Genomic DNA, 21,681 nt, shown 5'->3' with positions numbered 1-21,681 from the left:
TTTCTAACAAAGCATCGGAGATCGTCAGAACGTAGCCGGTTCGGCTAGCCAATCGATCGACCATGGACGCCACCTAGTAAGAGCGGAAGTGATCCACTCAAGAGTATGCCCCGTACCCCAGCGGGGTTCCCCAAACAGCCTTGTGGGGAACCCCGTTCGCTGTTCCTTGCGCTCCGTGCTGGGTCGAAGCTCTTCGGGCGGCACCAAGCCGTGCCGCCCAACGCGAGACCCCCGCGACGCGCGAACGTCCGGGGGCGTGGCCACCAACCAGCAAGGGGTTGACGACAGTGCCCAAAGTTACAGCCGGGGTCGTAGACAGTCATCAGCGGGCGGAGAACGAGACCGACGCGCGGCGGTGGGAGTACACGACTTACGCCCCGCACGGCGAGACCTGCCCCGAATGCGGTGTGGTGATCAGGAGCCTTGAGAGTTGCCGTCGCGCGATGCTCGCCCGCCCGGAGGCTTCTCCGATCGTGGCCTACTGGCACGCCGACTGCGCTCCGAAGGAGGCGGGGCGGTGACCTCGGGTCAACAGCACACGAGCAAGTCCGCGACGTTGCCGAAGGGCTGGACCTCCTTCGCGTCCCGCCCGGACAGCCAGAACGCGACGCACTGGTACGCGACATCGCCCTACCCCGTCGGAGTTCTCAAGAGGGAGTACGGGGAGGCGGCGGCAGGGCTCTGTCACACGGTCGACGCTGCCACTCTGCCCGAACTGCGCGCCCAGGTCGCCGCCCAAGTGGACGTGTTCCGGTGGCTGACCGGCGAGGGGGACGAGTGACCCCGACGCGCTGAGGACGGCCCGAGCAGGGCTCAGCGCGTCGGCTGCCCCGTCTGTGTGCCTCTTCCCCCTGGTGCGCGGGCGGGGTCTTCCTGGTGCTCCTAACCGGATGGTCACGTGACCAACGCATGACCAACAGCGGTCGGAAGTGGGCGGAAACAGCAGGTGAGCATGACCAACCCTCGCAGGCTCGAAGGGGCCTGAGAGGGTACGTTTACGCAGTTCAGCTAGCTACGGGGCTGGTGCCCGAGTGGAGAGTTCAAGTCCCCCCTCGGACACCAGTACTACGGGAACAGGCTCCAGCGCTTGCGCTGGGGCTTTTTTCGTTGCGCCCGACCGGCCGCTGCCCCGTACCGGGGACCGGCTGGTTCACGGGGCGCTGTGGAGTTCGGTGACGGTCTCGGCGGTGTCGAAGCCGAGCACCGGGTCGGGGCGCCCGGAGAGCAGGCTCGCGTAGAGCGGCCGGTAGTGGGCGACCTTCCTGGGGGTGCGGCCGTCGTTGCCGTGGGTGGCGAGGAGTTCCGTGTCCCGGGCGGCGAACCCGGTCATGGAGGTGTGGTCCATCCAGACCTCCACGCCGGACCGGCCGAAGGTGAGGACGGTCTCCTTGCTGCTGGAACCGGTCAGCCAACTGCTGCGCAGCCGGGCCGTACCGACCGCGCCCCGGGAGTGGTGGGCGAACGTGGCCCAGGCACTCGCGCCATCGTCGAGTCGTCGGTCGCCCGAGACGAGTTCGGTGAGGTCGACGAAGCGCGAGAGCATGCTGAGTTGGTTGACGCCGGAGTCCGTCCAACTGGAGGTGTAGGAGGCGAACGCCTGGCCGCCCCGGAGGACGTAGGGGTCGTGGAACGCCGAGGTGACTGCGGTGACGGGACCCCACTCGGGGTGTTCGGCGACTTGCTGCGCGGCCCAGTCCACCTCGGGCGAGAAGGCGAAGTGGTGTGCGGTGAAGAGGCGGCCCCGTACGTCCACCGACCCGCCCAGGGACCGCAGTCGGATGAGGGAGGCGAGGTCGCCGACGAGGGGTTTCTCCACCAGGACGCGGGCCGATGACCGGGTGAGGGCCTCGACGGCGAGGTCGGTGTGGGTGTCCGTGGGGGTGGCGATCACGATCAGGTCGGATCGGTGCACGGCCAGCGCGTCCGCGAGGCTGCCGTAGTGGGGCGGTGTGGCTCCGCGGAACGCGGGCGGTGCTTCGACGTGCGGGTCCACCACGAACTAGCGCTGCACGAACTGTTCCACGGTCCGGTCGGCCCGGTTGCCGAGCACCTCGAAGGTGTCGAGGAACACGCACGCCTGCGGCCGGTGGCCGGCCCGTCCGCGGCGGGGCTGGCGTTCCAGGTCCCAGGCCAGCAGATAGGGGAAGTACGACAGCGTCTCGTAGTCGGCGTCCGCCTCGACCAGCTCGGCGAACAGGTCGCACTCGGACAGGAGTCGTCCCTCACGCACCCGTTCGCGGATGGCCCGGTAGGTGGCCAGGGCGGCGTGGTGCGCGAGCCCCACCAGCCCGCCCGCACCGGCGGGGACGACCTGCCCGACGGTAGCGGCGATCTGCTCGCCCAGACCGATGCTCCGCGAGGCGCGTCGCACGGCCGGTGACGCGTCCAGGAACTCCTGCAACGGCTCTCCGGGGTGGGCGCGGGCCCAGTAGGACGCGAGCGCCAGATCGAAGGCGGGCCAGCGGCTGCCCAGTTGCCCGAGTCCCGCGCGCAGGCGCAGCAGCATGCCTTCGAGGTCGCACGCCCCGTCCTCGGAGACGTCGATCCGCACGGAGACCACGTCGTCGCGATCCTCGGCCGCCGCCTCGGCCAGGAGCCGGCGTTCCAGTTCCTGGGAGAGCGTCGTCTTGCCTATGCCGCCGACGCCGTAGAAGGTCAGGACGTTGCGACGACCCTGGAGGCGATCGGCGACCGGGGTTCACCCGTGCCATCTGGATCTCCTCAAGCGGACGTCGTGCGGGTCTTCCCGGAGGGTCCGCGAGGACCTACCCACCGCGCGGGTGGTGCGATAACGGATCACCGCGGGATCCCCGGGCCGGGTGTCGGCGGCCGTGCAGGGGCGCAGGCAGGGAGAGCCGGGTCCGGGGGGTCCGGCACAATGGCGGGCATGTCGCGACGTGCCCGTTCCTCCCGTACGCCCCGTTCCCCGCAGGTCCCCGTGGACTGCCCGTGCGGGTCGGGCGAGCGGTACGACCGCTGCTGCGGGCCGTTCCACCGGGGCGCGTCGACCGCGCCGACGGCCGAGGCGCTGATGCGGTCCCGGTACGCGGCCTATGTCGTGCGGGACGCGGCGTACCTGGTGCGCACCTGGCATCCGGCGACCCGGCCGCCGGTCCTGGAGCTGGCCGGCGGTCCGCAGTGGACGGGGCTGGAGATCGTCGAGGTGACCGAGGGGTCCGTGTTCCACCGGACGGGAACGGTGACGTTCCGGGCTTCGTACACGGACGCCGGGCGGCCCGGCACGTTGACCGAACGGAGCCGGTTCGACCGGGTGGACGGGATCTGGGTGTACGTGGACGGGACGGTGCGGGACTCGGGTGACCTGACCGAGGGTGCCGGGGGCCGTCCGTGAGGTGAGCGGCGGGGCGGCCGGGGTGGTTCAGGGCACCAGGACGTCGAGTTCCTGGAGCGCGCCGACCGCGATCTGTCGGGTCAGCTCCTCGGCCCGGGCCGCGTCACCCTCGCGCACCGCCTCCGCGACCTGGACGTGCAGGGTGACCGCTGCCGGGTCCGGGTCCTCGAACATGACCTGGTGGTGGGTGCGGCCCGTGAGGACCTCGGCGACCACGTCGCCGAGGCGGGCGAACATCTCGTTGCCGGAGGCCTTGAGGACCACCCGGTGGAAGGCGATGTCGTGGACGAGGTACGCCTCCAGTTGGCGTCCGCGTGAGGTGGCGACCATGCCGAGGGCGCACTCCGTCAGCTCGGCGCACTGCGCGGCGGTCGCGTTGCGGGCGGCGAGCCCCGCGGCCACCGGTTCCACGGCGGACCGCAGGACGGTCAGCGAGCGGAGTTGACGGGGCCGGTCGGCGCCGGCGAGGCGCCAGCGGATGACCTGGGGGTCGTAGACGTTCCACTCCTCGGTGGGGCGGACCGTGACGCCGACCCGGCGACGCGACACGACCAGGCGCATCGACTCCAGGACCCGGACGGCCTCCCGCATCACCGACCGGGACACCTCGAACCGTCCGGCCAGTTCATCGGTGCGCAGCACGCTGCCCGGCGGGTACTCGCCGGCGGTGATCGCCGGACCGAGGGTGTCGAGGACATGGGCGTGCAGGCCGCGGCCCGATGAGGTCATGGCGCTCAGCCTACGAGCTGTGGTGCCCCCACACGAACTCGAAAAGTCAGACTTTTATGTCACACCCACTTGAATTCATCAGACCTTATGAGTTTCAGTGTCGTTCGGCGTCGTGACACCTCGATGTCACGCACCCCCTGACGGCGTCCGGCCCCCCGGACGTCGAGCCGACGGGGCGCCCCGGCCCCGGGGACGCCCCCGGACACGAGGACTCCAGAACGTGAAGAACACAGCTCCGACGCCCCATGTCATCGTGGTCATGGGCGTGGCGGGGACCGGCAAGACGACGATCGGCCCGCTGCTCGCGGACCGGCTCGGCGTCCCGTACGCCGAGGGCGACGACTTCCACCCGGCCGCGAACATCGCCAAGATGTCCGCGGGCACCCCCCTCACCGACGAGGACCGTTGGCCCTGGTTGGACGCCATCGGGGAGTGGGCCCGCGGGCGGACCGGGCTGGGCGGGGTGGTCAGCAGCTCGGCGCTGAAGCGGAGCTACCGCGACCGGCTGCGCACCGCCGCACCGGACCTGGTGTTCCTGCACCTCGCGGGCGACCGGTCGCTGATCGAGGACCGCATGTCCCACCGCGAGGGCCACTTCATGCCGACCGCGCTGCTCGACTCCCAGTTCGCGACCCTCCAGCCGCTGGAGCCGGACGAGGCGGGGGTGGTCGTCGACGTGGCGGGAGACCCCGGGGACATCACCGGACGGTCCGTCGTCGCGCTCACGGCCGCGGGCGGTGCGCCACCGGCGCCCACCCCTGCGCCGACCACCTGATCCGCCGGGCGCCCGGCGGGCCGCCCGCGCTCGGGGCACGCGCCCCACAGCCCTCCGTCCCCATCGCTTCCGTACGTTCCCGTACGACCGAGTACCCCAAGGAAACCGACCGTGACCAGACTCAGCGTCGAGATGCTGGCAGCGGACCCCATCGAGCCGATCACCTCCGCGGGCCACGCCCAGCTGGGGATCGCCGTGCTCGCGGGCATCGCCGTCATCGTCCTGCTCATCACCAAGTTCAAGGTCCACGCGTTCCTCGCACTGACCATCGGCTCGCTCGCCCTCGGCGCCTTCGCCGGAGCGCCGCTGGACAAGGTGATCCCCAGCTTCACCAGTGGGCTCGGCAACACCGTCGCCGGTGTCGGTGTGCTGATCGCGCTCGGCGCGATCCTCGGCAAACTGCTCGCGGACTCCGGCGGCGCCGACCAGATCGTCGACACGATCCTGGCCAGGGCCAGCGGACGCGCCATGCCCTGGGCCATGGTGCTGATCGCCTCGGTGATCGGTCTGCCGCTGTTCTTCGAGGTCGGCATCGTGCTGCTGATCCCCGTGGTGCTGATGGTCGCCAAGCGGGGCAACTACTCGCTGATGCGGATCGGCATCCCCGCCCTGGCCGGTCTGTCCGTGATGCACGGTCTGATACCGCCGCACCCCGGCCCGCTGGTCGCGATCGACGCGGTGCAGGCGAACCTCGGTCTGACCCTGGCGCTCGGTGTGCTCGTCTCCATCCCGACGGTGATCATCGCGGGCCCGGTCTTCGCCAAGTACGCCGCCCGCTGGGTCGACGTGCCGGTGCCGGAGAACATGATCCCGACGCGCCCCTCGGAGGCGTTGGAGAAGCGTCCCGGCTTCGGCGCCACCGTCTTCACCGTGTTGCTGCCCGTGGTGCTCATGCTCGGTAGCGCCCTGGTCGAGATCATCGTCGACGACCCCACCAACATGGTGCAGCGGGTGTTCGACGTGATCGGCTCGCCGCTGATGGCGCTGCTCGCCGCGGTCATCGTCGGCATGTTCACGCTGGGCCGGGCGGCCGGGTTCACCAAGGGCCGGCTGTCGAGCACCGTGGAGAAGTCCCTCGGCCCGATCGCGGGCGTCCTGCTGATCGTCGGTGCGGGTGGCGGCTTCAAGCAGACGCTGATCGACTCCGGCGTGGGTCAGATGGTCCTGGAGATCTCCGAGAACTGGTCGATCCCGGCGCTGCTGCTCGCCTGGCTGATCGCCGTGGTCATCCGTCTCGCGACGGGCTCGGCGACCGTTGCGACCGTGTCGGCCGCGGGCCTCGTCGCTCCGCTGGCCGCCGACATGTCGAGCACGCACCTCGCGCTGCTCGTGCTGGCGATCGGAGCGGGTTCCCTCTTCTTCAGCCATGTCAACGACGCCGGCTTCTGGCTGGTGAAGGAGTACTTCGGCATGAACGTCGGACAGACGATCAAGACGTGGTCGGTGATGGAGACGATCATCTCGGTCGTCGCCGGTGCCCTCGTGATGCTGCTGTCCCTGGTGATCTAGCCACCCCCGAACACCAACGCGGGGCGGTCCGTCGGATGACGGACCGCCCCGTCGGCGTGGGCGCCGGGGTCAGGACTCGCCCTCGGCCGCCTTCTCCAACTGGAACGCCTCGTTGCCGAGGCCGATCCGGGCGTGCGCCTCGGGGTTGCGGGACTTCAGGAAGGCTCCGACGGCCAGGCCGACGACGGCCGCGAGGACGATGATGCCGGGGAGCACCCAGCGCAGCAGCGAGTCGGGGCCGGTGCCGACCAGGACGTAGAAGTCCTTGACCGTGTACCCGGCGATCACCAGCAGGGCCGTGCCGGCGATGCCGGAGGCGATCAGGCGCCACAGCTGGGCCCGGGCGGCGCCGCGCCGGACGAAGAAGACGATCACGGCGAGCGAGGCGACGGCCATCAGCAGGGTGACCCCGAAGGCGCCGATGTTGCCCATCCAGGTGAACAGGCGCAGGATCGGCGCGGTCGGGTCGCCGACCGGCTTGTCGTCGGTGAGCGCGAACGTCAGCAGCACGACGATGGTGACGCCGCTCTGGAGCAGGGCTCCGGTGCCCGGGGCGCCGCTGGCGCTGCTGGTCCGTCCGAACGCGGCGGGCAGCAGGCCCTCGCGGCCCATCGCGAAGGCGTAGCGGGACACCACGTTGTGGAAGCTGAGCGTCGCGGCGAACACACCGGTCACCAGGAGGACGTGCATGATGTCCGTGAAGGTCTCGCCCAGCCGGCTCTCGGTGAGGTAGAAGAGCATCCCCGCGGAGTGCTCACGGGCTGCGGGGACGACGCCGTCGGGCCCGGCCGCAACGGTCAGCGCCCAGGAGCTGAAGGCGAAGAACGCCGCCACGAAGCCGACGGCGAGGAACATCACCCGGGCCACGACGACCTGCGGACGACTGGTCTCCTCGGCGTAGACGGGTGCCTGTTCGAAGCCGGTGAAGGCCGCGATGCAGAAGCACAGGGCGGTACCGATGCCCGCGCCGGTGAGGGTGTCGGGGTTGAACGCCTCCAGGGACACGCCCTGCTTGGAGGGGTCCGCGATGGCCGCGATGTCGAACACCACGACCAGCGCCACCTCGATGAGCAGCAGCACGCCGAGGACGCGCGCATTGACGTCGATCTTCATCAGGGCGAGGAAGCCGACGACCGCGGCACAGGCGATGGCCGGGACCCACCAGACCAGTTCGACGTCGAGGTGCTCGTTGACGAGCAGGGAGACCTCGAAGCCGAAGAGCCCGTAGAGCCCCACCTGGAGGGCGCTGTAGGCGACCAGCGCCACCAGCGCCGCGCCCGCTCCGGCGGTGCCGCCGAGGCCGCGCGATATGTAGGCGTAGAAGGCGCCCGCGTTGTGAACGTGACGGCTCATCTCCGCGTATCCGAAGGAGAAGAGGATCAGGACGACGCCCAGCAGGACGAAGAGCAACGGCTGCCCGACGATGCCCATGACGCCGAAGGTGGTGGGCATGACGCCCGCGACGACCATGAGCGGTCCGGTCGCCGCCAGCACGGACAGGAGGAGACCCGCCGTACCGAGCCGGTCGGCGCGCAGCGCGCGGTCGTGGCCCTTGAACGTGTTGATCCCACCGGGCTTGTCACCGGGGGCGGATCTGGTGTCGCTGGAACTCGAACTGCCCGTCTTCATGGCGGGGATGGTCCTTTCGCGTGGGTCCTCTGAGCGTGGTGCGGGCCTTGCTGGTGCGGCTCTTGCGGTGTGCTCCGGGCCGGCGGGTCGTCGCGTGCCCGTACGTCCGTACGTGCGTCGCACTCGCGTGCGGCCCGATGGTGCGGTGGTGCCGTGGTGCTGGTCGAGCGGGGGTGTGCGGATGGTGCGGACGCGTCGTGCGGCGGCGTCGCCGGTGCCGCAGGTGCGCGGGGTCCCGGGTGGTTGCCCGGTGACCCGCGCCGCCTCGGTGCCCCGGTGCTGCTGGGGCCGTGCTGATGGTGCTCGGTGGTGCGGTCCGCGCCGACCGGCCGGGCGCGGGGGAACGGCGCCGTCAGACGGTGCCCAGGGAGGCGCCGCGCGCTTCCCGGAACGCCTCGAACGGGTCCCGGTCGGGGTACGACCAGGGGGCGGGGGTGATGTGGTTGCCGATGCGGTGGAAGAGGGCGGCGGCTTCGGCGCCCCTGCCTCCGCAGTACTTGGCGTGGGCGAGGAAGTTGAGGTCGACCCGGTTGCGCGGGTGGTCCTCGCGCTCCCACTCCAGCCACCAGTCGAACGCGGCCTTCATGACCTGCCGCGCGCGGCGACCGACCCAGTGTCCGGACGAGAGGGGATCGGCGGGCTCGCTGCCGGCCGCGGCGAGGACGCGGTACCGCTCGGCGTGCGCGACGACCGGGAGGATCGCTAAGGGGGAGTCCGCCGGGGCCTGTTCGGCGGCCCACGCCGCGAAGTCGTAGACCTCGTGCATGGGGTCCTGGCCGGCGTCCGCACGACGCTCGGCGAGCCGGGCGATCATCAGGTGGTGGGCCTGGTGGTGCTCGGCGTGGCGGTGCCTGACCTCGTCGAAGAGCCGCACGACGTCGTCCTCGGTGCCCAAGGCGCGTTCCAGCGTCAGCAGGGCGAGCCAGGGCGTGGGGTCGTCGGGGACGAGACCGGTGGCCGTGCGACAGGCGGCGCGCGCGGCATCGGGGCGGGCCTTGCCGTTCAGCGCGCGCTGAACGGTGGCGAACCCGATGAGCACGGCGGCGTCGACGGACTCCGGCTCGGCGATCTTCCAGTCCTGGGCCCAGGCCAGGGTGCTGCCCTCCTGGGCGAGTACGGAGATGCGGTGGCCCCGCCGGTCCCAGTCGTCGCCGGTGTCGACGAGCAGACCGCGGACCACGGACCAGCGGCCCTGGGTGAGCGCGGTACGCGCAGTGGCCAAGGGTGCGTCATCGAGGGCCGCGTCGAAGACGTGCGGGCCGCGCTTGCGCGAGCGGCCCAGAGGCGGTGGGGGTGGCGTCACCGCGGGACTTCCTCCCCGACACGGTGTGTTGAGCGAATGATCACGGACAGCAAACAGGCACCAGGTGCCCCGAGTCAAGAGCGGCCGGATCACCTACACGTGTCAAGTACCCGTTCGGACGGTCGAGTTGTCCCTTGGATGCCGCTTCATCCCCAGTCGACTTGGGCCGGGTCGGGTTCAACGACCTGCTGGTTCCTTGATCGTTCGGGAACGATCCGGGTCGACGCGGGCGAATGAGCGGGAGGTCGTACGGGATTGACGTGCGGTTCGTAGGACGTCCTACCCGCCGGTCCTCGGCGGCACGCCTGCGGGCGGCCGGTTCCGGGGCGGCGGTACCGACGGCCCGGTTTCCGGAGCCGGTACCTACGGACCGGTTTGGGGGGGCGGGCGTCGACGGCCCGACTTCCGGGGCGCGGGGCGGTTGCGGGCAACCCCGCGCGCGACGCCGGTCGGCACACCGCGCGGGCCGCCCACCAAGCCGGCCGTACGCCGTGCCGGCGGATCGGTCAGCCGACCGCCGCAGCCGCGGCCCGGCCCGCCGCACGGCCGGAGAAGAGGCAGCCCCCGAGGAAGGTGCCCTCCAGGGCGCGGTAGCCGTGCATCCCCCCGCCGCCGAAACCCGCCGCCTCGCCCGCGGCGTACACCCCGCCGAGCGGTTCGCCGCTCTCGGTGAGGACCCGAGAGTCGAGGTCGGTCTCCAGTCCGCCCAGGCTCTTGCGGGTCAGGACGCTGAGCCGCACCGCGATCAACGGGCCGGCCGCCGGGTCCAGCAGGCGGTGCGGGGCGACCGTGCGCACCAGCCGGTCCCCCAGGAACGCACGGGACCCCCGGATCGCGGTGAGCTGGAGGTCCTTGGTGAACGGATGGGCGACCTCGCGGTCACGCGCGACGACGACCCGGCGCAACTCCCCCTCGTCGATGAGGTCTTCCCCGGCAAGGGCGTTCATGCCGCGTACCAGTCGGCCGAGTTCGCGTTCGACCACGAAGTCCGCACCGTGGTCCAGGAACGCCTGGACGGGGGCGGGCACCTGTGCGCGGGCCCGGGCGAGCACCCCGCGCACGGAACGACCCGTGAGGTCGGGGTTCTGTTCGGAGCCGCTGAGCGTGAACTCCTTGCCGATGATGCGCCGGTTGAGGACGAACCAGCTGTGTTCGTGGCCCGTCCGCATGAGGTGGTCGAGGGTGCCCAGGGTGTCGAAGCCGGGGAACAGCGGAACGGGCAACCGGTTGCCGCGCGCGTCCAGCCACAGCGAGGAGGGGCCGGGCAGCACGCGGATGCCGTGGCCGTCCCAGATGGGGTTCCAGTTGTGCAGCCCCTCGGTGTAGTGCCACATCCGGTCGCCGTTGACCAGGTGGCCGCCGGCCGCCTCGGTGATCTGGAGCATCAGCCCGTCGACGTGTGCGGGCACCCCGCGGACCATGTGCGCGGGCGGGGTGCCCAACCGGGCGGGCCAGTTGCGGCGGACCAGCCCCAGGTTCCCGCCGATGCCGCCGGACGTGACGATCACGGCCTGGGCGCGCAGTTCGAACGAACCGGTCACGGTGCGGCTGCTGGGCCTGCCGCGGGCCACCTCCGAGTGGTCGAGGACCTCCCCGCCCACCGTGTCCACCGCCGCGGCCGGGCCGGACAGGGCGGTCACCCGGTGCCGGAACCGGAGGTCCACCAGGCCCCGGGCGGCACCCTCGCGGACCCGGCGGGCGAAGGGGGCGAGCAGGGCGGGGCCGGTGCCCCAGGTGAGGTGGAAGCGGGGCACCGAGTTGCCGTGGCCGGTCGCGTCGTAGCCGCCGCGCTCCGCCCACCCGACGACCGGGAAGAAGCGCACCCCCCGCCGGTGCAGCCAGGAACGCTTCTCCCCCGCGGCGAAGTCCACGTACGCCTCGGCCCACCGGCGGGGCCAGTGGTCCTCGGGGCGGTCGAAGCCGGCGCTTCCCAGCCAGTCCTGGAGGGCCAGGTCCCGGCTGTCGCGGACGCGCATGCGGCGCTGCTCCGGGGAGTCGACGAGGAAGAGGCCCCCGAAGGACCAGTGCGCCTGGCCGCCGAGCGACTGCGCGGGCTCCTGGTCGAGGAGGATGACCTTGCGGCCCGCGGCCACGAGTTCCGCGGTCGCCACCAGGCCCGCGAGGCCCGCGCCGATCACGATCGCGTCTGCGTCGTACGCCATGCGCCGTCCCTCCGGTCCACCGGGACCCCCCGTTGCACCGGCGGCTCGGCGCCCGGGTGGGATACTGGGGTTACTGGTGAGTCAGATCCTTGGGGGGCGGGGTGACCCGCGTCAACCTCTCGTGACGGGGATCCTCGCTCGGTGCGGCCTCCGGTGCGGGCGTGGCCGGAACGCACCGGCCACGGATCACGGTGCCCGGCGCTCCGGGCCGGACGGTCGTGAGGTGGTCTGCGGCGTGTCGGTACTCGTGCTCGTCCTGGCCGTCGGCGCGGCCTGTTGCCTGGGGTTCGGGTTCGTCCTCCAACAGGACGCGGCCCAGCGGGCGCCGCTCGGCGACTTCCTCTCCTTCCGGCTGCTGCTGGACCTCGTGCGGGTGCCGCGCTGGCTCGCCGGCATCGGGCTGATGGTGTGCGGCATGGTGCTCGGGGCCCTGGCCCTCGGGCACGGGCAGCTGAGTCTGGTGGCGCCCCTGCTCGCCACCCATCTGCTGTTCGCGCTGGCCCTGTCCCGCTGGCTGACCGGGCAGCCGCTCGGCGCCCAGGGGTGGACGGGGCTGGCCCTGCTCGCGGGCGGGGTGAGCGCCTTCATCGTGGCGGGGAGCCCCCGGGCCGGGGAGGCGGTCGCCGACCCGTTCCGACAGTGGCTGATCATCGGACTGGTACTGGGGGCCGCGGCGCTGCTCGTCGGGCTGGCGCTCCGGGCCCGGCTGGTCATGGCGCCGGTGCTGCTCGGGGGCGCGGCCGGGCTGCTGTACGGCGTACAGGACGCGCTGACCCGGGTGACCGGGCTGCGGTTCGCCGACTCCGGTATCGGCTCGGTGATCACCTCCTGGCAGCCGTACGCGGTACTGGCGCTCGGCGTCACCGGGCTGCTGCTCGTGCAGAGCGCCTTCGAGACGGCGCCGCTGCGGATGTCGCTGCCCGCACTGACCGCCGCGCAGCCGCTGGCCGGCATCCTGTGCGGGGTCGGGTTCCTCGGGGACCGACTGCGCACCGACTCCGCCGCGCTGGCCTGGGAGGCGGCGGGCCTGGCGGCGGTGGTCGGGGGGATCGTGCTGCTCGGGCTGCACCCGGCCATGCCCCGGGGCGCGGAGAAGTACGCCCGGGCCGGCGACCTGCACCACGGGACGGTCCCCGGCTCGCCCTGACCTGCGCCGACCTCCGACGGGACCCGATCGGCGGCGCCGCGGGGGTGGTGCTTGGATGGGGGGATGAGTGACGGTGGCACGGCCGCGGACGAGGTCCTCGACGTCGTGGACGAACAGGACCGGGTGGTGGGGCGCGCGTCCCGGGGCGAGGTCTACGCGCGCGGACTGCTGCACCGCTGCGTGTTCGTGTTCGTCCGGGACCCGCAGGACCGGGTGTTCGTCCACCGGCGCACCGCCACCAAGCTGGCCTTCCCCTCCCAGTACGACATGTTCGTCGGCGGGGTGGTCGGGACCGGGGAGAGCTACGCGACGGCCGCGCTGCGGGAGGCGGAGGAGGAGTTGGGGGTCACGGAACTCCCTGCGCCCACGCCCCTGTTCACCTTCCTGTACCGGGACCCCAAGACGGGGAACGGCTGGTGGTCGGCCGTCCACGAGGTGCGCTGCACCGGGCCCGTCCGGCCGCAGGTCGAGGAGGTCGACTGGCACGCCTTCCTGCCCGAGGAGGACCTGCTGGCCGTGCTCGACACCTGGACCTGGGTGCCGGACGGCCTGGAGGCGTACCGCCTGCTGCGGGAGCACCGGGCGGCCGGACGGGCGTCCGGGTGAGCGGGGGCGGGGGGCGCGTATCCGGGGCCCTGTCGTCCCTGCGGCTCTGGTTCGCGCCGCAGCGGATCGCCGAGGAGGGCGACACCCCGGACTACCGCTTCTCGCTCGCCAACGAGCGCACCTTCCTCGCCTGGCTGCGGACCGCGCTGGCCCTGATCGGCGGCGGTTTCGCGGTGGACCAGTTCCTTCCCGACCTGCGGTGGGGCTGGCGCGTGGGGCTGGCCCTCGCGCTCCTCGGCGCGGGGGTGCTGTGCGCCCTGCGCGCGGTGAACCACTGGGTGCGCTGCGAGCGCGCGATGCGACGCGGCGAGGACCTGCCCGTGTCGCGCTTCCCCGCCCTGCTGAGCCTCGTCGTGGCGATAGTGGCCGTGGCGATGGTCGTGATCGTGCTCGCGGGCTGGGCGGAATGACCGGCCGGGTCCGTGATCCGGGACTGCAACCTGAGCGGACCAGGCTGGCGTGGCGGCGCACCACGCTGACCGCCACGGTGGTGGCCGTGCTCGCGGTGCGGGCCGCCGCGGACGGGGGGTCGGCCGTGGTCTGCACGGTGGCCGGCGGGCTGTGCGTCCTGGTGTGGCTGGGGTTCCTGGCGGTGGCGCACCGCAGGACGTGGCAGCTCTCCGGGGCCGTGCCCCCGCCGCCGTTGCCGCCGCGGCTGGCTGCGGTCACGGCCCTGGGCACGGTCGTCCTCGCGGCGTGCGCCGCGGTGGTCGTGTTCTGACCGGCGCGGTGATCAGGGGCGCAGGGCGCGCATCAGCAGGCCGGCCAGGTGGTCGGCGATCTGCCGGGGGCTCAGGGGGCCGTCCGCCCGGTACCAGGCGGGTAGGTGGTGGACCGAGCCGAAGTGGTAGTCGACCACGAGGTCGGCCGGGGTCGCGGTGGAGAACACCCCGCTGGTCTGGCCCTCTTCGATGAGCGCGCGGAAGCACTCGTGGTAGTGCCGGCGTTCGGCCCGTACCTGCCGCAGCTTCTGGGGGCTCAGTTGGTGCATGGAGCGTTGGAAGATGACCGCGTCGTCGAGGTTCTCCAGGGTGGTGACCACGACGTCGGCGGCGGCGTCCCGCAGCCGGTCCGTCACGGGGGCGTCGGCCCCGGCAACGGCGTCGAGGCGTTCCTGCTGGAGCCGTAGCGTCCGCGAGTAGACCTCCTGGAGCAGGTCCTCCTTGGAGCCGAAGTAGTGGTAGAGCGCGCCCTTGGTGACCCCGGCCGCCTCCACGATCTCCTGTACGGAGGTGCGGTCGTAGCCCCGGTCGGCGAAGAGGCGGGTGGCCGCCGCCAGGAGTCGCTGCGGGACGGTCGTTCCGTCTCCGTCCTTCGTCTTGGGCACGTGGGCACCCGCCTTCCTGTGTCGTGGGTCGTCGTCCGGGCGCCGGCATCAATGGCGGCTGCGGCTGCGGCTGCGGCTGCGGCTGCGGCTGCGGCCCGAGGATCTTCCCACCCCGTCCTCGGCCGCCGCGCGGGCGTGCGGGCATGTACGAGGGGGTGCGGAGGAGGTCCACACGCGCCGCCCGTGACGCCCGTGACGCGTGGGGTGGGGGGACCGTCGCGTCGTCGATCGGGCGGGTCCGCAGGAGCGTCGGTGATCGCACGGTGCCCGGGAACGGCACCGGCCCACCGCACCCCACCGCACCGCATCGCCCCGTGTTTCGACGCCGGCCGTGCGGGCGGTGCGTCGTGCACCGGTTCGCCCCCATCGGCCTGGACCTTACCCCCGGGCGCGCCGCACGAGCGCGGGCAGGTCCACCGGGGGAACCGGGGGTGGCGCGGATCGCCCGTGTCCGACACATTCCGCAGGAGCGGACCACACGCTAGCGTGCGCGATCATGACCGTTTCCGCCTGCGGAAGGGATCGAATATGACGTGTTCCGTTCGAGAGTGTGCGATGACGGAGGTCGGCCGATGACTCTCTCCCGTCGAGGACTCCTGGCCGTCACCGGGGGCGCGGTGGCCGCGGGCGGCGCGGTCGCGTCCGCCCCGCCCGCGCTCGCCCACACCCCGCGGGGCCGCCGCCCCACCCGCACCGGTTTCGAGCGCCTGGCCACGGGCGGCTACGCCCAGTTGAGCGGCGACCGGGTCGGCATCGTCACCAATCCGACCGGGGTGACCCGCGACGCCCGGCACATCGTGGACGTCATGCATCTGGACGAGCGGGTGGACCTGACCGCGGTCTTCGGCCCGGAGCACGGCTTCCGGGGCACCGCGCAGGCCGGCGGTTCGGAGGGCCGCCACGACGACCCGGCGACGGGACTGCCCGTCTACGACACGTACCGGCTGACCGGTGAGGCGCTGGCGGAGGTCTTCCGGACCTCCGGGGTGGACACCGTCGTCTTCGACATCCAGGACGTCGGCGCCCGCTTCTACACCTACATCTGGACGCTCTACGACTGCATGGTGGCCGCGCAGTTGGCGGGCCGGCGCGTCGTGGTGCTCGACCGTCCGAACCCGGTGACCGGCCGGGCGGCGCTCGGGCCGTCGCTGCGCAAGGAGTTCGCGACCTTCGTGGGCCGCGAGCCCATCGCGCAGGCCCACGGCATGACCGTCGCCGAACTGGCCCGGCTGTTCAACGCGGAGTTCCTGGAGCGCCCCGTGGAGCTGGACACGGTCCTGATGTCCGGCTGGCGGCGCGCCGACTTCCCGGACGCGACCGGGTTGCCGTGGGTGCCGCCGAGCCCCAACATGCCGACCCCGGACACCGCGCTCGTCTACGCGGGCACGTGCCTGTTCGAGGGCACCAACCTCTCCGAGGGGCGCGGGACCACCCGCCCCTTCGAGTTGCTGGGCGCCGAGGGGTTGGACGGCCGCTGGGCCGCCGCCGCGAACGACCTGGACCTGCCCGGGGTGCACCTGCGCGAGGCGTACTTCACCCCGACGTTCGGCAAGTTCGTCAACAAGACCGTCGGGGGCGTGCAGTTGCACGTCCACGACCGGGCGGCGTTCGACCCGGTCCGCACCGGGATCGGGCTGCTGGTCACCGCCAAGCGGACCTGGGACGACTTCTCCTGGCGGCTCGACCGCCGGCCCGACGGCACGGCGACGCACTGGGTCGACCACCTCACCGGATCGTCCCGGGTCCGCACGATGATCGACGCGGGCGCGGACACGGATGCGGTCGTGGGGGCCTGGCAGGGGGAACTGTCGGCGTTCCGCACCCTGCGACGGCGCTACCTGAGCTACAGCTGACCGAACGTGAGCGATGGCGACCGTTGGTGAACAGCTGGTGAAGGCGGCCTCTCATCTTCGATGGTGAACATTGGTCAACTTGCGCTCGCGGCCAAGGCTCCATCCGGCGGCGATGCGGGCAGAAGCGTCGAGTTTCGGCCAGATGAACACACCCTCCGAAGATGAGAGGGAGCCAATCCGGGTCCTCATTCGTCTACTCGACAACGCCCGAACGACGTCGAACGAGTGCTACCGCACAAGTGACGGAGGTGCAGGACGATGGCCGGATTCCGAAGTCTCGCCAGACAGGTGCGGGACCCCCGCAACGACCTGGCGCTACGGAGGTACTCCCTACGGAAGTGTCTGGAACGGTTCGCGCCCTACGGGCACCGTGCCACGTGGGACCACCTGTGCTCCCGGGCCGGGTTCGGTCCCGAGGACCGGTCGCCCGACCCGCTCCGGCTGGTGGCGGCGCTCGACGAGTTGGAGGACGCCCGTGCGGTGTGGCTCGCGTACGAGTCGGAGTTCGCGGCGCGACGGCGCAGGGAGAAGCACGGGGGGCTGCGCCGGCCCGGCAGCGTGGACGACTGGCACCGGCTGACCTGGGGCGGCTTCGGGGTCGCCTGGTGCCACGACCCGCAGCTGCACCCGCGGGCCCCGCTGGGCGAGGTGTTGCGGCGGTTGATCGCCGCGCTGGAACGGAAAGCGGGCGACGGCTGTCCCGTCTGCGGGGACGAGCAGTTGGTGTGGCGGCACGACCTCGCGCACGCCCCCTCGGCCGGTGCGGTGTGCCAGAGGTGCGGGATCGTCGTGCCGCGGCCCGTGTTGACCACGGCGGCGGTGGCCAGGGCGCGGCGGGCCCGGGCCCTGGTGGGCGTGTAGGCGGTCACTTTGGGGCCGGGGGTTCCACACGGGGCCGGCCCCGCGGTGCGTCGACCGGTTGTCGGGGCGACGAGCACCACGGGCGCACCCCGGGCGCACGGCAGGAGCTGCCGGGAGACGTCCGGAGCCGCCCGCACGGTTCACCGGACGACGGACGTCAGTTCGACGGCTCGCAGACGGTCGGGTCCCCGGGCCGGGATCCGGAACAGTCGTCCGCCGGGTCCGTCGCCGGCGGGGCGGGCTTGTCCAGCCGGGACGGGAGGAGCCGGGAGCCCGCGTTCTCCTCGCCGAAGACGTCGTCCGGGTTCGACAGGACGCAGGTCTCCAGGGACAGGCAGCCGCAGCCGATGCAGTCGGTGAGGTGGTTGCGCAGTCGTCCCAGTTGTTTGATCCGCTCGTCCAACTCCGCGCGCCACGCCCGGGAGAGCCGGGCCCAGTCCTCCTTGGTCGGGGTGCGCTCCTCGGGGAGCTCCGCGAGGGCGTCCCGAATGGTGGCGAGGGGAATGCCGACCCGCTGGGCGGCCCGGACGAAGGCGACCCGGCGCAGCGCGTCCCGGTGGTAGCGGCGCTGGTTGCCGGAGGTGCGCCGACTACAAATGAGCCCTTTGGACTCGTAGAAGTGCAGTGCGGAGACGGCTACTCCGCTGCGGGCGGCGAGTTGGCCGACCGTGAGTTCATGGACCTTGACCGGGATCTGGGGCACCCTTCGCAGCCTAATCCACCTCGCCGGGCAACCGGTCGCGTGCGCGTTGACACGGTCCGCCGGCCCCCCGATGCTGAGCGGGCGCCCGGAGGTCGTCGCAACGGCACGGTCGGGGAGGTCAGGGAGTGGCAGGGCCGAGGATCTTCACCTCCGTCGGGGAGCTGCGTGCCGCCGTCGGCGAGCCGTTGGGCCCCGGCGAGTGGCTGGAGATCGACCAGGATCGCGTCGATCTCTTCGCCGAGGCGACCGGGGACCACCAGTGGATCCATGTCGATCCGGACCGTGCGGCGGCAGGTCCGTTCGGTACCACCATCGTGCACGGGTACCTCACCCTCGCCCTGCTGCCCGTGCTGGTGCCGCAGGTCATGCGGGTCGACGGCGTGCGGATGGCCCTCAACTACGGCACCGACCGGGTGCGGTTCCCGGCCCCGCTCCCGGTGGGCTCCCGGGTCCGGGCGTCGGTGGTGCTGCGCGAAGTCCGGGAGGTGGACGGAGGCGTCCGGGTGACCGCCGCGGTGACGGTGGAGCGGGCGGGCGGCGACAAGCCGGTCTGCGTCGCGGAGTCGGTCTCCCGCTACTCCTTCTGAAGGCGCCCGCGCGGTGTCAGGGCGTCCGGTGCCCGACCATCCGCAGGACGAGGTCGGCGTAGAGCGCACCCACCTGGTCGGGGGTGCGACGCCCGGCGACGTTGAACCAGCGGGCGACGTCGATGCAGAGCGACAGCACGGCGACGGTGGTCCCGGGGACGTCCTCGACGTCGAACTCCCCCGTGCGCACGCCCTCCTCGATGAGGTCGCGGATCACGCCGTCGGTACGGCGGCGCAGGGCGACGATCTCCGCCCGGGCCTGCTCGCCGAGGGCGTCGAGTTCGTACTGCACGACCCGTGCGGTGGTGTGCTGGGCGGCGTGCCAGCCGACGAAGGACCGCACCGCACCGGCGAGCCGCTCCGCGGGGGTGCCGGGGGCACGGGACGCCTCGCGCAGGATGGCGAGGGCCTTGTCGTGACCGATCCGGCTGATCCGGTGCAGCAGCTCTTCCTTGGTCTTGTAGTGGATGTACAGCGCGGCCGGACTCATGCCGGCCCGGCCTGCGATGTCCCGGGTGGTGGTCGCGTGGTAGCCGCGCTCGGCGAACGCCTCCACGGCGGCCACCAGCAGCCGTCGGGCCGCGTCCGGCGTGACCTGGCCCCAGGGCGGGGTGTCGCAGCCGGTCTCGTCCGCCGCAGTCATCACGCGCTCCTCTTCTCGCCGGCCGGGCCCCTGGTCGGGCCCCTGACCGGGAGGCAACGATACCCCGAAGGTGAGCAAGCGCTTAGCGGAGGAAGGCGGGGCGCGCAGCCGGCTCAGAGCTTGTCGAACGGGTCGTGCGCGGCGAGCAGCTTGTCCACCCGGGCCTGGTCGACCCTGCTGACGATGCGGTCCGCCTCCTGGCGGTCCCGGATCACCTTGGCGAGCGTGAAGCTCGACGTGACGAGGTAGAGGACGGCGATGGCCAGGAAGGCCCGGACCCAGGAGTCCGCGTCCAGTCGGGCGATGCCGACCCCGGTGGCCCCGAGGGCGACCGCGAACGAGACGACGGCCTGGCCGTAGAACGCGGCCGTCGACTGCTGCTTGACCGATGATTCACTCATGGCCCCACCCTCGCCCCGGGCGGCCGGAACCACCTCCGTACGGGTACTCAGATCCGTACTCAGCACCCGCCCCGGCCTGCGCTCGCGCACCCTCGTCGGGGTGAGCGCCGGGACGCGTCCACGGCTCTACGATGTGGCGCATGGGCAGACCCCGCAGACCCCTCCTCAGCAAGGACCGCATCGTCGAGACGGCACTCGGCCTGGTGGACGCGGAGGGGCTGGCGGCCCTGTCGACGCGTCGGCTCGCCGCGGAGTTGGGAGTGAGCGGCCCCTCGCTGTACAACCACTTCCGGACCAAGGACGAGATCCTCGACGCGGTGGTGGACTCGGTGAGCGCGCAGGTCGACCTGTCGATGTTCGAGGACGACCGGGACTGGCGCACCGCCCTGCACGACTGGGCGCTGTCGTACCGGCGGGCCCTCACCGCCCATCCGCACGTCGTACCGCTGCTCGCGCGGGGCCCCGGCCGGCGGCCCGCCGCGCTGCGTCTCGCGGACGCGGTCTTCGGCGCGCTGGTGGACGCGGGGTGGCCCCCCGTGCAGGCGACCTCCGTCGGGGCGTCGATGCGGTACTTCGTCATGGGGGCGGCCCTCGGCTCGTTCGCCGGAGGGGTCGTCGACTCCCCGACGGAGGTCGCCCACGACCCGGCGGCCCGCTCCCGGCTCGGGCAGGCCCATCTGCTCGCGGAGCGGCAGCGGTCGGTCGACGACCGGGCCTTCGAGGCGGGGTTGGCCGCCCTGCTGGACGGGCTGGCCCTCCGGTTCGCCGTGCCGCCGCAGGCGCGGGTACGGGTGCAGGAGGGCTAGCGACCGGGCCCCGGTCCGGGCTTGCCGCGCGGCGGCAGGGCCAGGCCCCCCGAGGCGAACAGCAGGACGCCGAGGAGGACGAACGGGGCCGCCGTCCCCGCGGCCCCGGCCACCAGGCCCGCGGCGGCCGGCGCGGCGACCTGACCCAGCCGGTTGCCGGTGAGTCGCAGGGCGAGTGCGGTGGAGCGGGCCTCGGGCGGGGCGGCCTGGACGACGGTGGTCATCGACAGGGGCTGCCCGACCCCGAGGCAGAAGCCGAGCAGCGCGAGCATCAGGGCGAGCCCCCACACCGGAACGGGCAGCGCCACGCCCGCGCACAGGACGCCCGCCAGCAGACAGCTCGTCACCAGCAGGGCGGTCCGGCCGACGAGCCGGATCATCGGCGTGATCACCAGTCGGCAGGCGATCGTCGCCGCGGCCCGCAGGCTGAGCAGCAGTCCGACGACCAGCGGGCTGATCCCCCGTTCTTCGCCGACGACGGGGAGGAAGGCGGTGAGCACGTCGGTGGCCGACAGCACCGCCAGGCTGATGACGATGCCGCCGGGCACCCCCCTGGTCCGCAGGATGCGGTGGACGGGGACCGGCGCGCTGCGCGCGGGGGCCGGCCCGGCGGGCGCCCGGTGCTCCACCCGCCACAGGGAGCTGAGGCCGACGGCTCCGGTGATCGCCGCCACGAGGAGGGCGAGGGCGCTGGTCCGGGCCAGTTCGGCGCCCTGGCCGGAGACGACGAGTCCCGCGCCGATCGGGCCGATCAGCTGGCCGAGGGAGGCCCCGATGGTGAAGTGCCCGAAGTTGCGGTCCTGGTCCTCGGGCGCCGACTGCCGGGCGACCAGCGATTGGGCGCCGATCACGAAGCACAGGTGGCCGAGTCCCATGACCGCGCTCCAGGCGGCGATCGCGGTCAGGGAGTCGGCCGTGCCGCTGAGTGCGCACCCCGCGGCGATGAGGACCACCCCGGCGGGCAGCAGGGGGGCGCAGCGGCCGTGGTCGGTGCGGCGGCCGAGGGGGACGGCGGCGAACAGCGGGAGGAGGGCGTAGACACCGGCGATGACGCCGACGGCGCGTTCGTCGGCGCCGAGTGCCAGCGCACGGTACGACACGGCGGGCCGGGCCATCGACACCGCCGCCTGCGCGAAGGCGAAGGCGATGACGAGGCGCAGCAGCCAGTGCCGCTGCGGTCCGCCGGACGTACCGGTGGGTATGTGCAAGGCGCCTCCCGGGGCGGTGCCCACCGCCGTCGGGCGGGCCACAACAGGGGCGGCGGGCGGGCGCCGGGGGTGGCAGTACC

At 72.6% G+C, this 21,681-nt stretch carries 23 protein-coding genes; 12 read left to right on the top strand and 11 right to left on the bottom strand.

Annotated features, from left to right (window positions below; all coding sequences use genetic code 11):
- Window positions 1-517: 517 nt before the first annotated feature.
- Window positions 518-781 carry a hypothetical protein gene (locus ACFV88_RS20330; protein ID WP_385493047.1) on the top strand — a complete coding sequence of 88 codons (264 nt, stop codon included), beginning with the start codon at window positions 518-520 and terminating at the stop codon, window positions 779-781.
- A 369-nt stretch (window positions 782-1,150) separates the two neighbouring features.
- Here ACFV88_RS20330 and ACFV88_RS20325 read toward each other — a convergent pair whose 3' ends face one another.
- Both ACFV88_RS20325 and ACFV88_RS20320 read right to left on the bottom strand, forming a co-directional pair.
- The gene (locus ACFV88_RS20325) at window positions 1,151-1,996 is read right to left on the bottom strand and encodes a Gfo/Idh/MocA family oxidoreductase (protein ID WP_385493046.1); all 846 of its coding nucleotides are present in this window, start codon (window positions 1,994-1,996) and stop codon (window positions 1,151-1,153) included.
- Window positions 1,997-1,999: 3 nt separating this feature from the next.
- Window positions 2,000-2,560: a hypothetical protein gene (locus tag ACFV88_RS20320; protein WP_385493045.1), complete on the bottom strand. Its 561-nt coding sequence runs from the start codon at window positions 2,558-2,560 to the stop codon at window positions 2,000-2,002.
- Window positions 2,561-2,887: 327 nt separating this feature from the next.
- On the opposite strand from ACFV88_RS20320, the gene ACFV88_RS20315 reads away from it, so the two are divergent.
- Window positions 2,888-3,352 carry a YchJ family protein gene (locus ACFV88_RS20315; protein WP_385493044.1) on the top strand — a complete coding sequence of 155 codons (465 nt, stop codon included), beginning with the start codon at window positions 2,888-2,890 and terminating at the stop codon, window positions 3,350-3,352.
- A gap of 27 nt (window positions 3,353-3,379) precedes the next feature.
- Here ACFV88_RS20315 and ACFV88_RS20310 read toward each other — a convergent pair whose 3' ends face one another.
- Window positions 3,380-4,081 carry a FadR/GntR family transcriptional regulator gene (locus ACFV88_RS20310; RefSeq protein ID WP_385493043.1) on the bottom strand — a complete coding sequence of 234 codons (702 nt, stop codon included), beginning with the start codon at window positions 4,079-4,081 and terminating at the stop codon, window positions 3,380-3,382.
- 259 nt (window positions 4,082-4,340) lie between these two features.
- On the opposite strand from ACFV88_RS20310, the gene ACFV88_RS20305 reads away from it, so the two are divergent.
- Both ACFV88_RS20305 and ACFV88_RS20300 read left to right on the top strand, forming a co-directional pair.
- Entirely contained in the window at window positions 4,341-4,856 is a 516-nt protein-coding gene (locus ACFV88_RS20305; protein WP_385493235.1) for a gluconokinase, read from the top strand.
- 111 nt (window positions 4,857-4,967) lie between these two features.
- The gene (locus ACFV88_RS20300; RefSeq protein WP_385493042.1) at window positions 4,968-6,365 is read left to right on the top strand and encodes a gluconate:H+ symporter; all 1,398 of its coding nucleotides are present in this window, start codon (window positions 4,968-4,970) and stop codon (window positions 6,363-6,365) included.
- A gap of 69 nt (window positions 6,366-6,434) precedes the next feature.
- Here the strand turns inward: ACFV88_RS20300 and ACFV88_RS20295 are convergent, their stop codons facing one another.
- From ACFV88_RS20295 to ACFV88_RS20285, 3 genes are all read right to left on the bottom strand, one after another.
- On the bottom strand, window positions 6,435-7,994 hold the full coding sequence (locus ACFV88_RS20295) for an APC family permease (RefSeq protein WP_385493041.1): 1,560 nt from the start codon (window positions 7,992-7,994) through the stop codon (window positions 6,435-6,437).
- A gap of 352 nt (window positions 7,995-8,346) precedes the next feature.
- Entirely contained in the window at window positions 8,347-9,297 is a 951-nt protein-coding gene (locus tag ACFV88_RS20290; protein WP_385493040.1) for a hypothetical protein, read from the bottom strand.
- Window positions 9,298-9,803: 506 nt separating this feature from the next.
- On the bottom strand, window positions 9,804-11,459 hold the full coding sequence (locus ACFV88_RS20285; protein ID WP_385493039.1) for an FAD-binding dehydrogenase: 1,656 nt from the start codon (window positions 11,457-11,459) through the stop codon (window positions 9,804-9,806).
- Between the two features lie 235 nt (window positions 11,460-11,694).
- Between ACFV88_RS20285 and ACFV88_RS20280 the strand changes: the two genes are divergently transcribed.
- From ACFV88_RS20280 to ACFV88_RS20265, 4 genes are all read left to right on the top strand, one after another.
- Complete coding sequence (locus tag ACFV88_RS20280) at window positions 11,695-12,606, top strand: DMT family transporter (protein ID WP_385493038.1); 912 nt, start codon at window positions 11,695-11,697, stop codon at window positions 12,604-12,606.
- A gap of 63 nt (window positions 12,607-12,669) precedes the next feature.
- Window positions 12,670-13,212 (top strand): NUDIX hydrolase, encoded by a 543-nt coding sequence (locus ACFV88_RS20275; RefSeq protein WP_385493037.1) that lies wholly within the window; start codon window positions 12,670-12,672, stop codon window positions 13,210-13,212.
- The gene (locus ACFV88_RS20270) at window positions 13,209-13,622 is read left to right on the top strand and encodes a YidH family protein (protein WP_385493036.1); all 414 of its coding nucleotides are present in this window, start codon (window positions 13,209-13,211) and stop codon (window positions 13,620-13,622) included. The genes ACFV88_RS20275 and ACFV88_RS20270 overlap by 4 nt, the downstream gene beginning before the upstream one ends.
- Window positions 13,619-13,933 carry a DUF202 domain-containing protein gene (locus ACFV88_RS20265; protein ID WP_385493034.1) on the top strand — a complete coding sequence of 105 codons (315 nt, stop codon included), beginning with the start codon at window positions 13,619-13,621 and terminating at the stop codon, window positions 13,931-13,933. Before ACFV88_RS20270 ends, ACFV88_RS20265 begins: the two co-directional genes overlap by 4 nt.
- Before the next feature lie 12 nt (window positions 13,934-13,945).
- On the opposite strand, the gene ACFV88_RS20260 is transcribed toward ACFV88_RS20265, so the two are convergent.
- Window positions 13,946-14,539: a TetR/AcrR family transcriptional regulator gene (locus tag ACFV88_RS20260; protein ID WP_385493033.1), complete on the bottom strand. Its 594-nt coding sequence runs from the start codon at window positions 14,537-14,539 to the stop codon at window positions 13,946-13,948.
- 572 nt (window positions 14,540-15,111) lie between these two features.
- Here ACFV88_RS20260 and ACFV88_RS20255 point away from each other — a divergent pair.
- Together ACFV88_RS20255 and ACFV88_RS20250 are read left to right on the top strand one after the other, a co-directional pair.
- Window positions 15,112-16,392 carry an exo-beta-N-acetylmuramidase NamZ domain-containing protein gene (locus tag ACFV88_RS20255; RefSeq protein ID WP_385493032.1) on the top strand — a complete coding sequence of 427 codons (1,281 nt, stop codon included), beginning with the start codon at window positions 15,112-15,114 and terminating at the stop codon, window positions 16,390-16,392.
- 258 nt (window positions 16,393-16,650) lie between these two features.
- Entirely contained in the window at window positions 16,651-17,253 is a 603-nt protein-coding gene (locus ACFV88_RS20250; RefSeq protein ID WP_385493030.1) for a hypothetical protein, read from the top strand.
- Window positions 17,254-17,410: 157 nt separating this feature from the next.
- On the opposite strand, the gene soxR is transcribed toward ACFV88_RS20250, so the two are convergent.
- The gene (soxR, locus tag ACFV88_RS20245) at window positions 17,411-17,956 is read right to left on the bottom strand and encodes a redox-sensitive transcriptional activator SoxR (RefSeq protein ID WP_385493029.1); all 546 of its coding nucleotides are present in this window, start codon (window positions 17,954-17,956) and stop codon (window positions 17,411-17,413) included.
- Window positions 17,957-18,081: 125 nt separating this feature from the next.
- On the opposite strand from soxR, the gene ACFV88_RS20240 reads away from it, so the two are divergent.
- Entirely contained in the window at window positions 18,082-18,543 is a 462-nt protein-coding gene (locus ACFV88_RS20240) for a MaoC family dehydratase (protein ID WP_385493028.1), read from the top strand.
- Between the two features lie 16 nt (window positions 18,544-18,559).
- Here ACFV88_RS20240 and ACFV88_RS20235 read toward each other — a convergent pair whose 3' ends face one another.
- Window positions 18,560-19,186 (bottom strand): TetR/AcrR family transcriptional regulator, encoded by a 627-nt coding sequence (locus ACFV88_RS20235; protein WP_385493027.1) that lies wholly within the window; start codon window positions 19,184-19,186, stop codon window positions 18,560-18,562.
- A gap of 113 nt (window positions 19,187-19,299) precedes the next feature.
- Window positions 19,300-19,587: a YiaA/YiaB family inner membrane protein gene (locus tag ACFV88_RS20230; RefSeq protein ID WP_385493026.1), complete on the bottom strand. Its 288-nt coding sequence runs from the start codon at window positions 19,585-19,587 to the stop codon at window positions 19,300-19,302.
- 140 nt (window positions 19,588-19,727) lie between these two features.
- Here ACFV88_RS20230 and ACFV88_RS20225 point away from each other — a divergent pair, with 140 nt between their 5' ends.
- Complete coding sequence (locus tag ACFV88_RS20225; protein WP_385493025.1) at window positions 19,728-20,393, top strand: TetR/AcrR family transcriptional regulator; 666 nt, start codon at window positions 19,728-19,730, stop codon at window positions 20,391-20,393.
- Here the strand turns inward: ACFV88_RS20225 and ACFV88_RS20220 are convergent.
- The gene (locus ACFV88_RS20220) at window positions 20,390-21,595 is read right to left on the bottom strand and encodes an MFS transporter (protein WP_385493234.1); all 1,206 of its coding nucleotides are present in this window, start codon (window positions 21,593-21,595) and stop codon (window positions 20,390-20,392) included. The genes ACFV88_RS20225 and ACFV88_RS20220 overlap by 4 nt on opposite strands.
- Window positions 21,596-21,681 lie beyond the last annotated feature (86 nt).

Source organism: Streptomyces sp. NPDC059816, assembly GCF_042732055.1.
Taxonomy (GTDB): Bacteria; Actinomycetota; Actinomycetes; order Streptomycetales; family Streptomycetaceae; genus Streptomyces.
The sequence above is the reverse complement of the archived record's forward strand: the minus strand, read 5'-3'. Positions and strand labels throughout refer to the sequence as shown.

Coding starts and splice junctions, on each gene's coding strand:
- ACFV88_RS20315 (WP_385493044.1), top strand. CDS start 2,888: ATGTCGCGACGTGCCCGTTCCTCCCGTACGCCCCGTTCCCCGCAGGTC.
- ACFV88_RS20310 (WP_385493043.1), bottom strand. CDS start 4,081: ATGACCTCATCGGGCCGCGGCCTGCACGCCCATGTCCTCGACACCCTC.
- ACFV88_RS20305 (WP_385493235.1), top strand. CDS start 4,341: ATGGGCGTGGCGGGGACCGGCAAGACGACGATCGGCCCGCTGCTCGCG.
- ACFV88_RS20295 (WP_385493041.1), bottom strand. CDS start 7,994: ATGAAGACGGGCAGTTCGAGTTCCAGCGACACCAGATCCGCCCCCGGT.
- ACFV88_RS20285 (WP_385493039.1), bottom strand. CDS start 11,459: ATGGCGTACGACGCAGACGCGATCGTGATCGGCGCGGGCCTCGCGGGC.
- ACFV88_RS20275 (WP_385493037.1), top strand. CDS start 12,670: ATGAGTGACGGTGGCACGGCCGCGGACGAGGTCCTCGACGTCGTGGAC.
- ACFV88_RS20265 (WP_385493034.1), top strand. CDS start 13,619: ATGACCGGCCGGGTCCGTGATCCGGGACTGCAACCTGAGCGGACCAGG.
- ACFV88_RS20255 (WP_385493032.1), top strand. CDS start 15,112: ATGACTCTCTCCCGTCGAGGACTCCTGGCCGTCACCGGGGGCGCGGTG.
- ACFV88_RS20250 (WP_385493030.1), top strand. CDS start 16,651: ATGGCCGGATTCCGAAGTCTCGCCAGACAGGTGCGGGACCCCCGCAAC.
- ACFV88_RS20235 (WP_385493027.1), bottom strand. CDS start 19,186: ATGACTGCGGCGGACGAGACCGGCTGCGACACCCCGCCCTGGGGCCAG.
- ACFV88_RS20230 (WP_385493026.1), bottom strand. CDS start 19,587: ATGAGTGAATCATCGGTCAAGCAGCAGTCGACGGCCGCGTTCTACGGC.
- ACFV88_RS20225 (WP_385493025.1), top strand. CDS start 19,728: ATGGGCAGACCCCGCAGACCCCTCCTCAGCAAGGACCGCATCGTCGAG.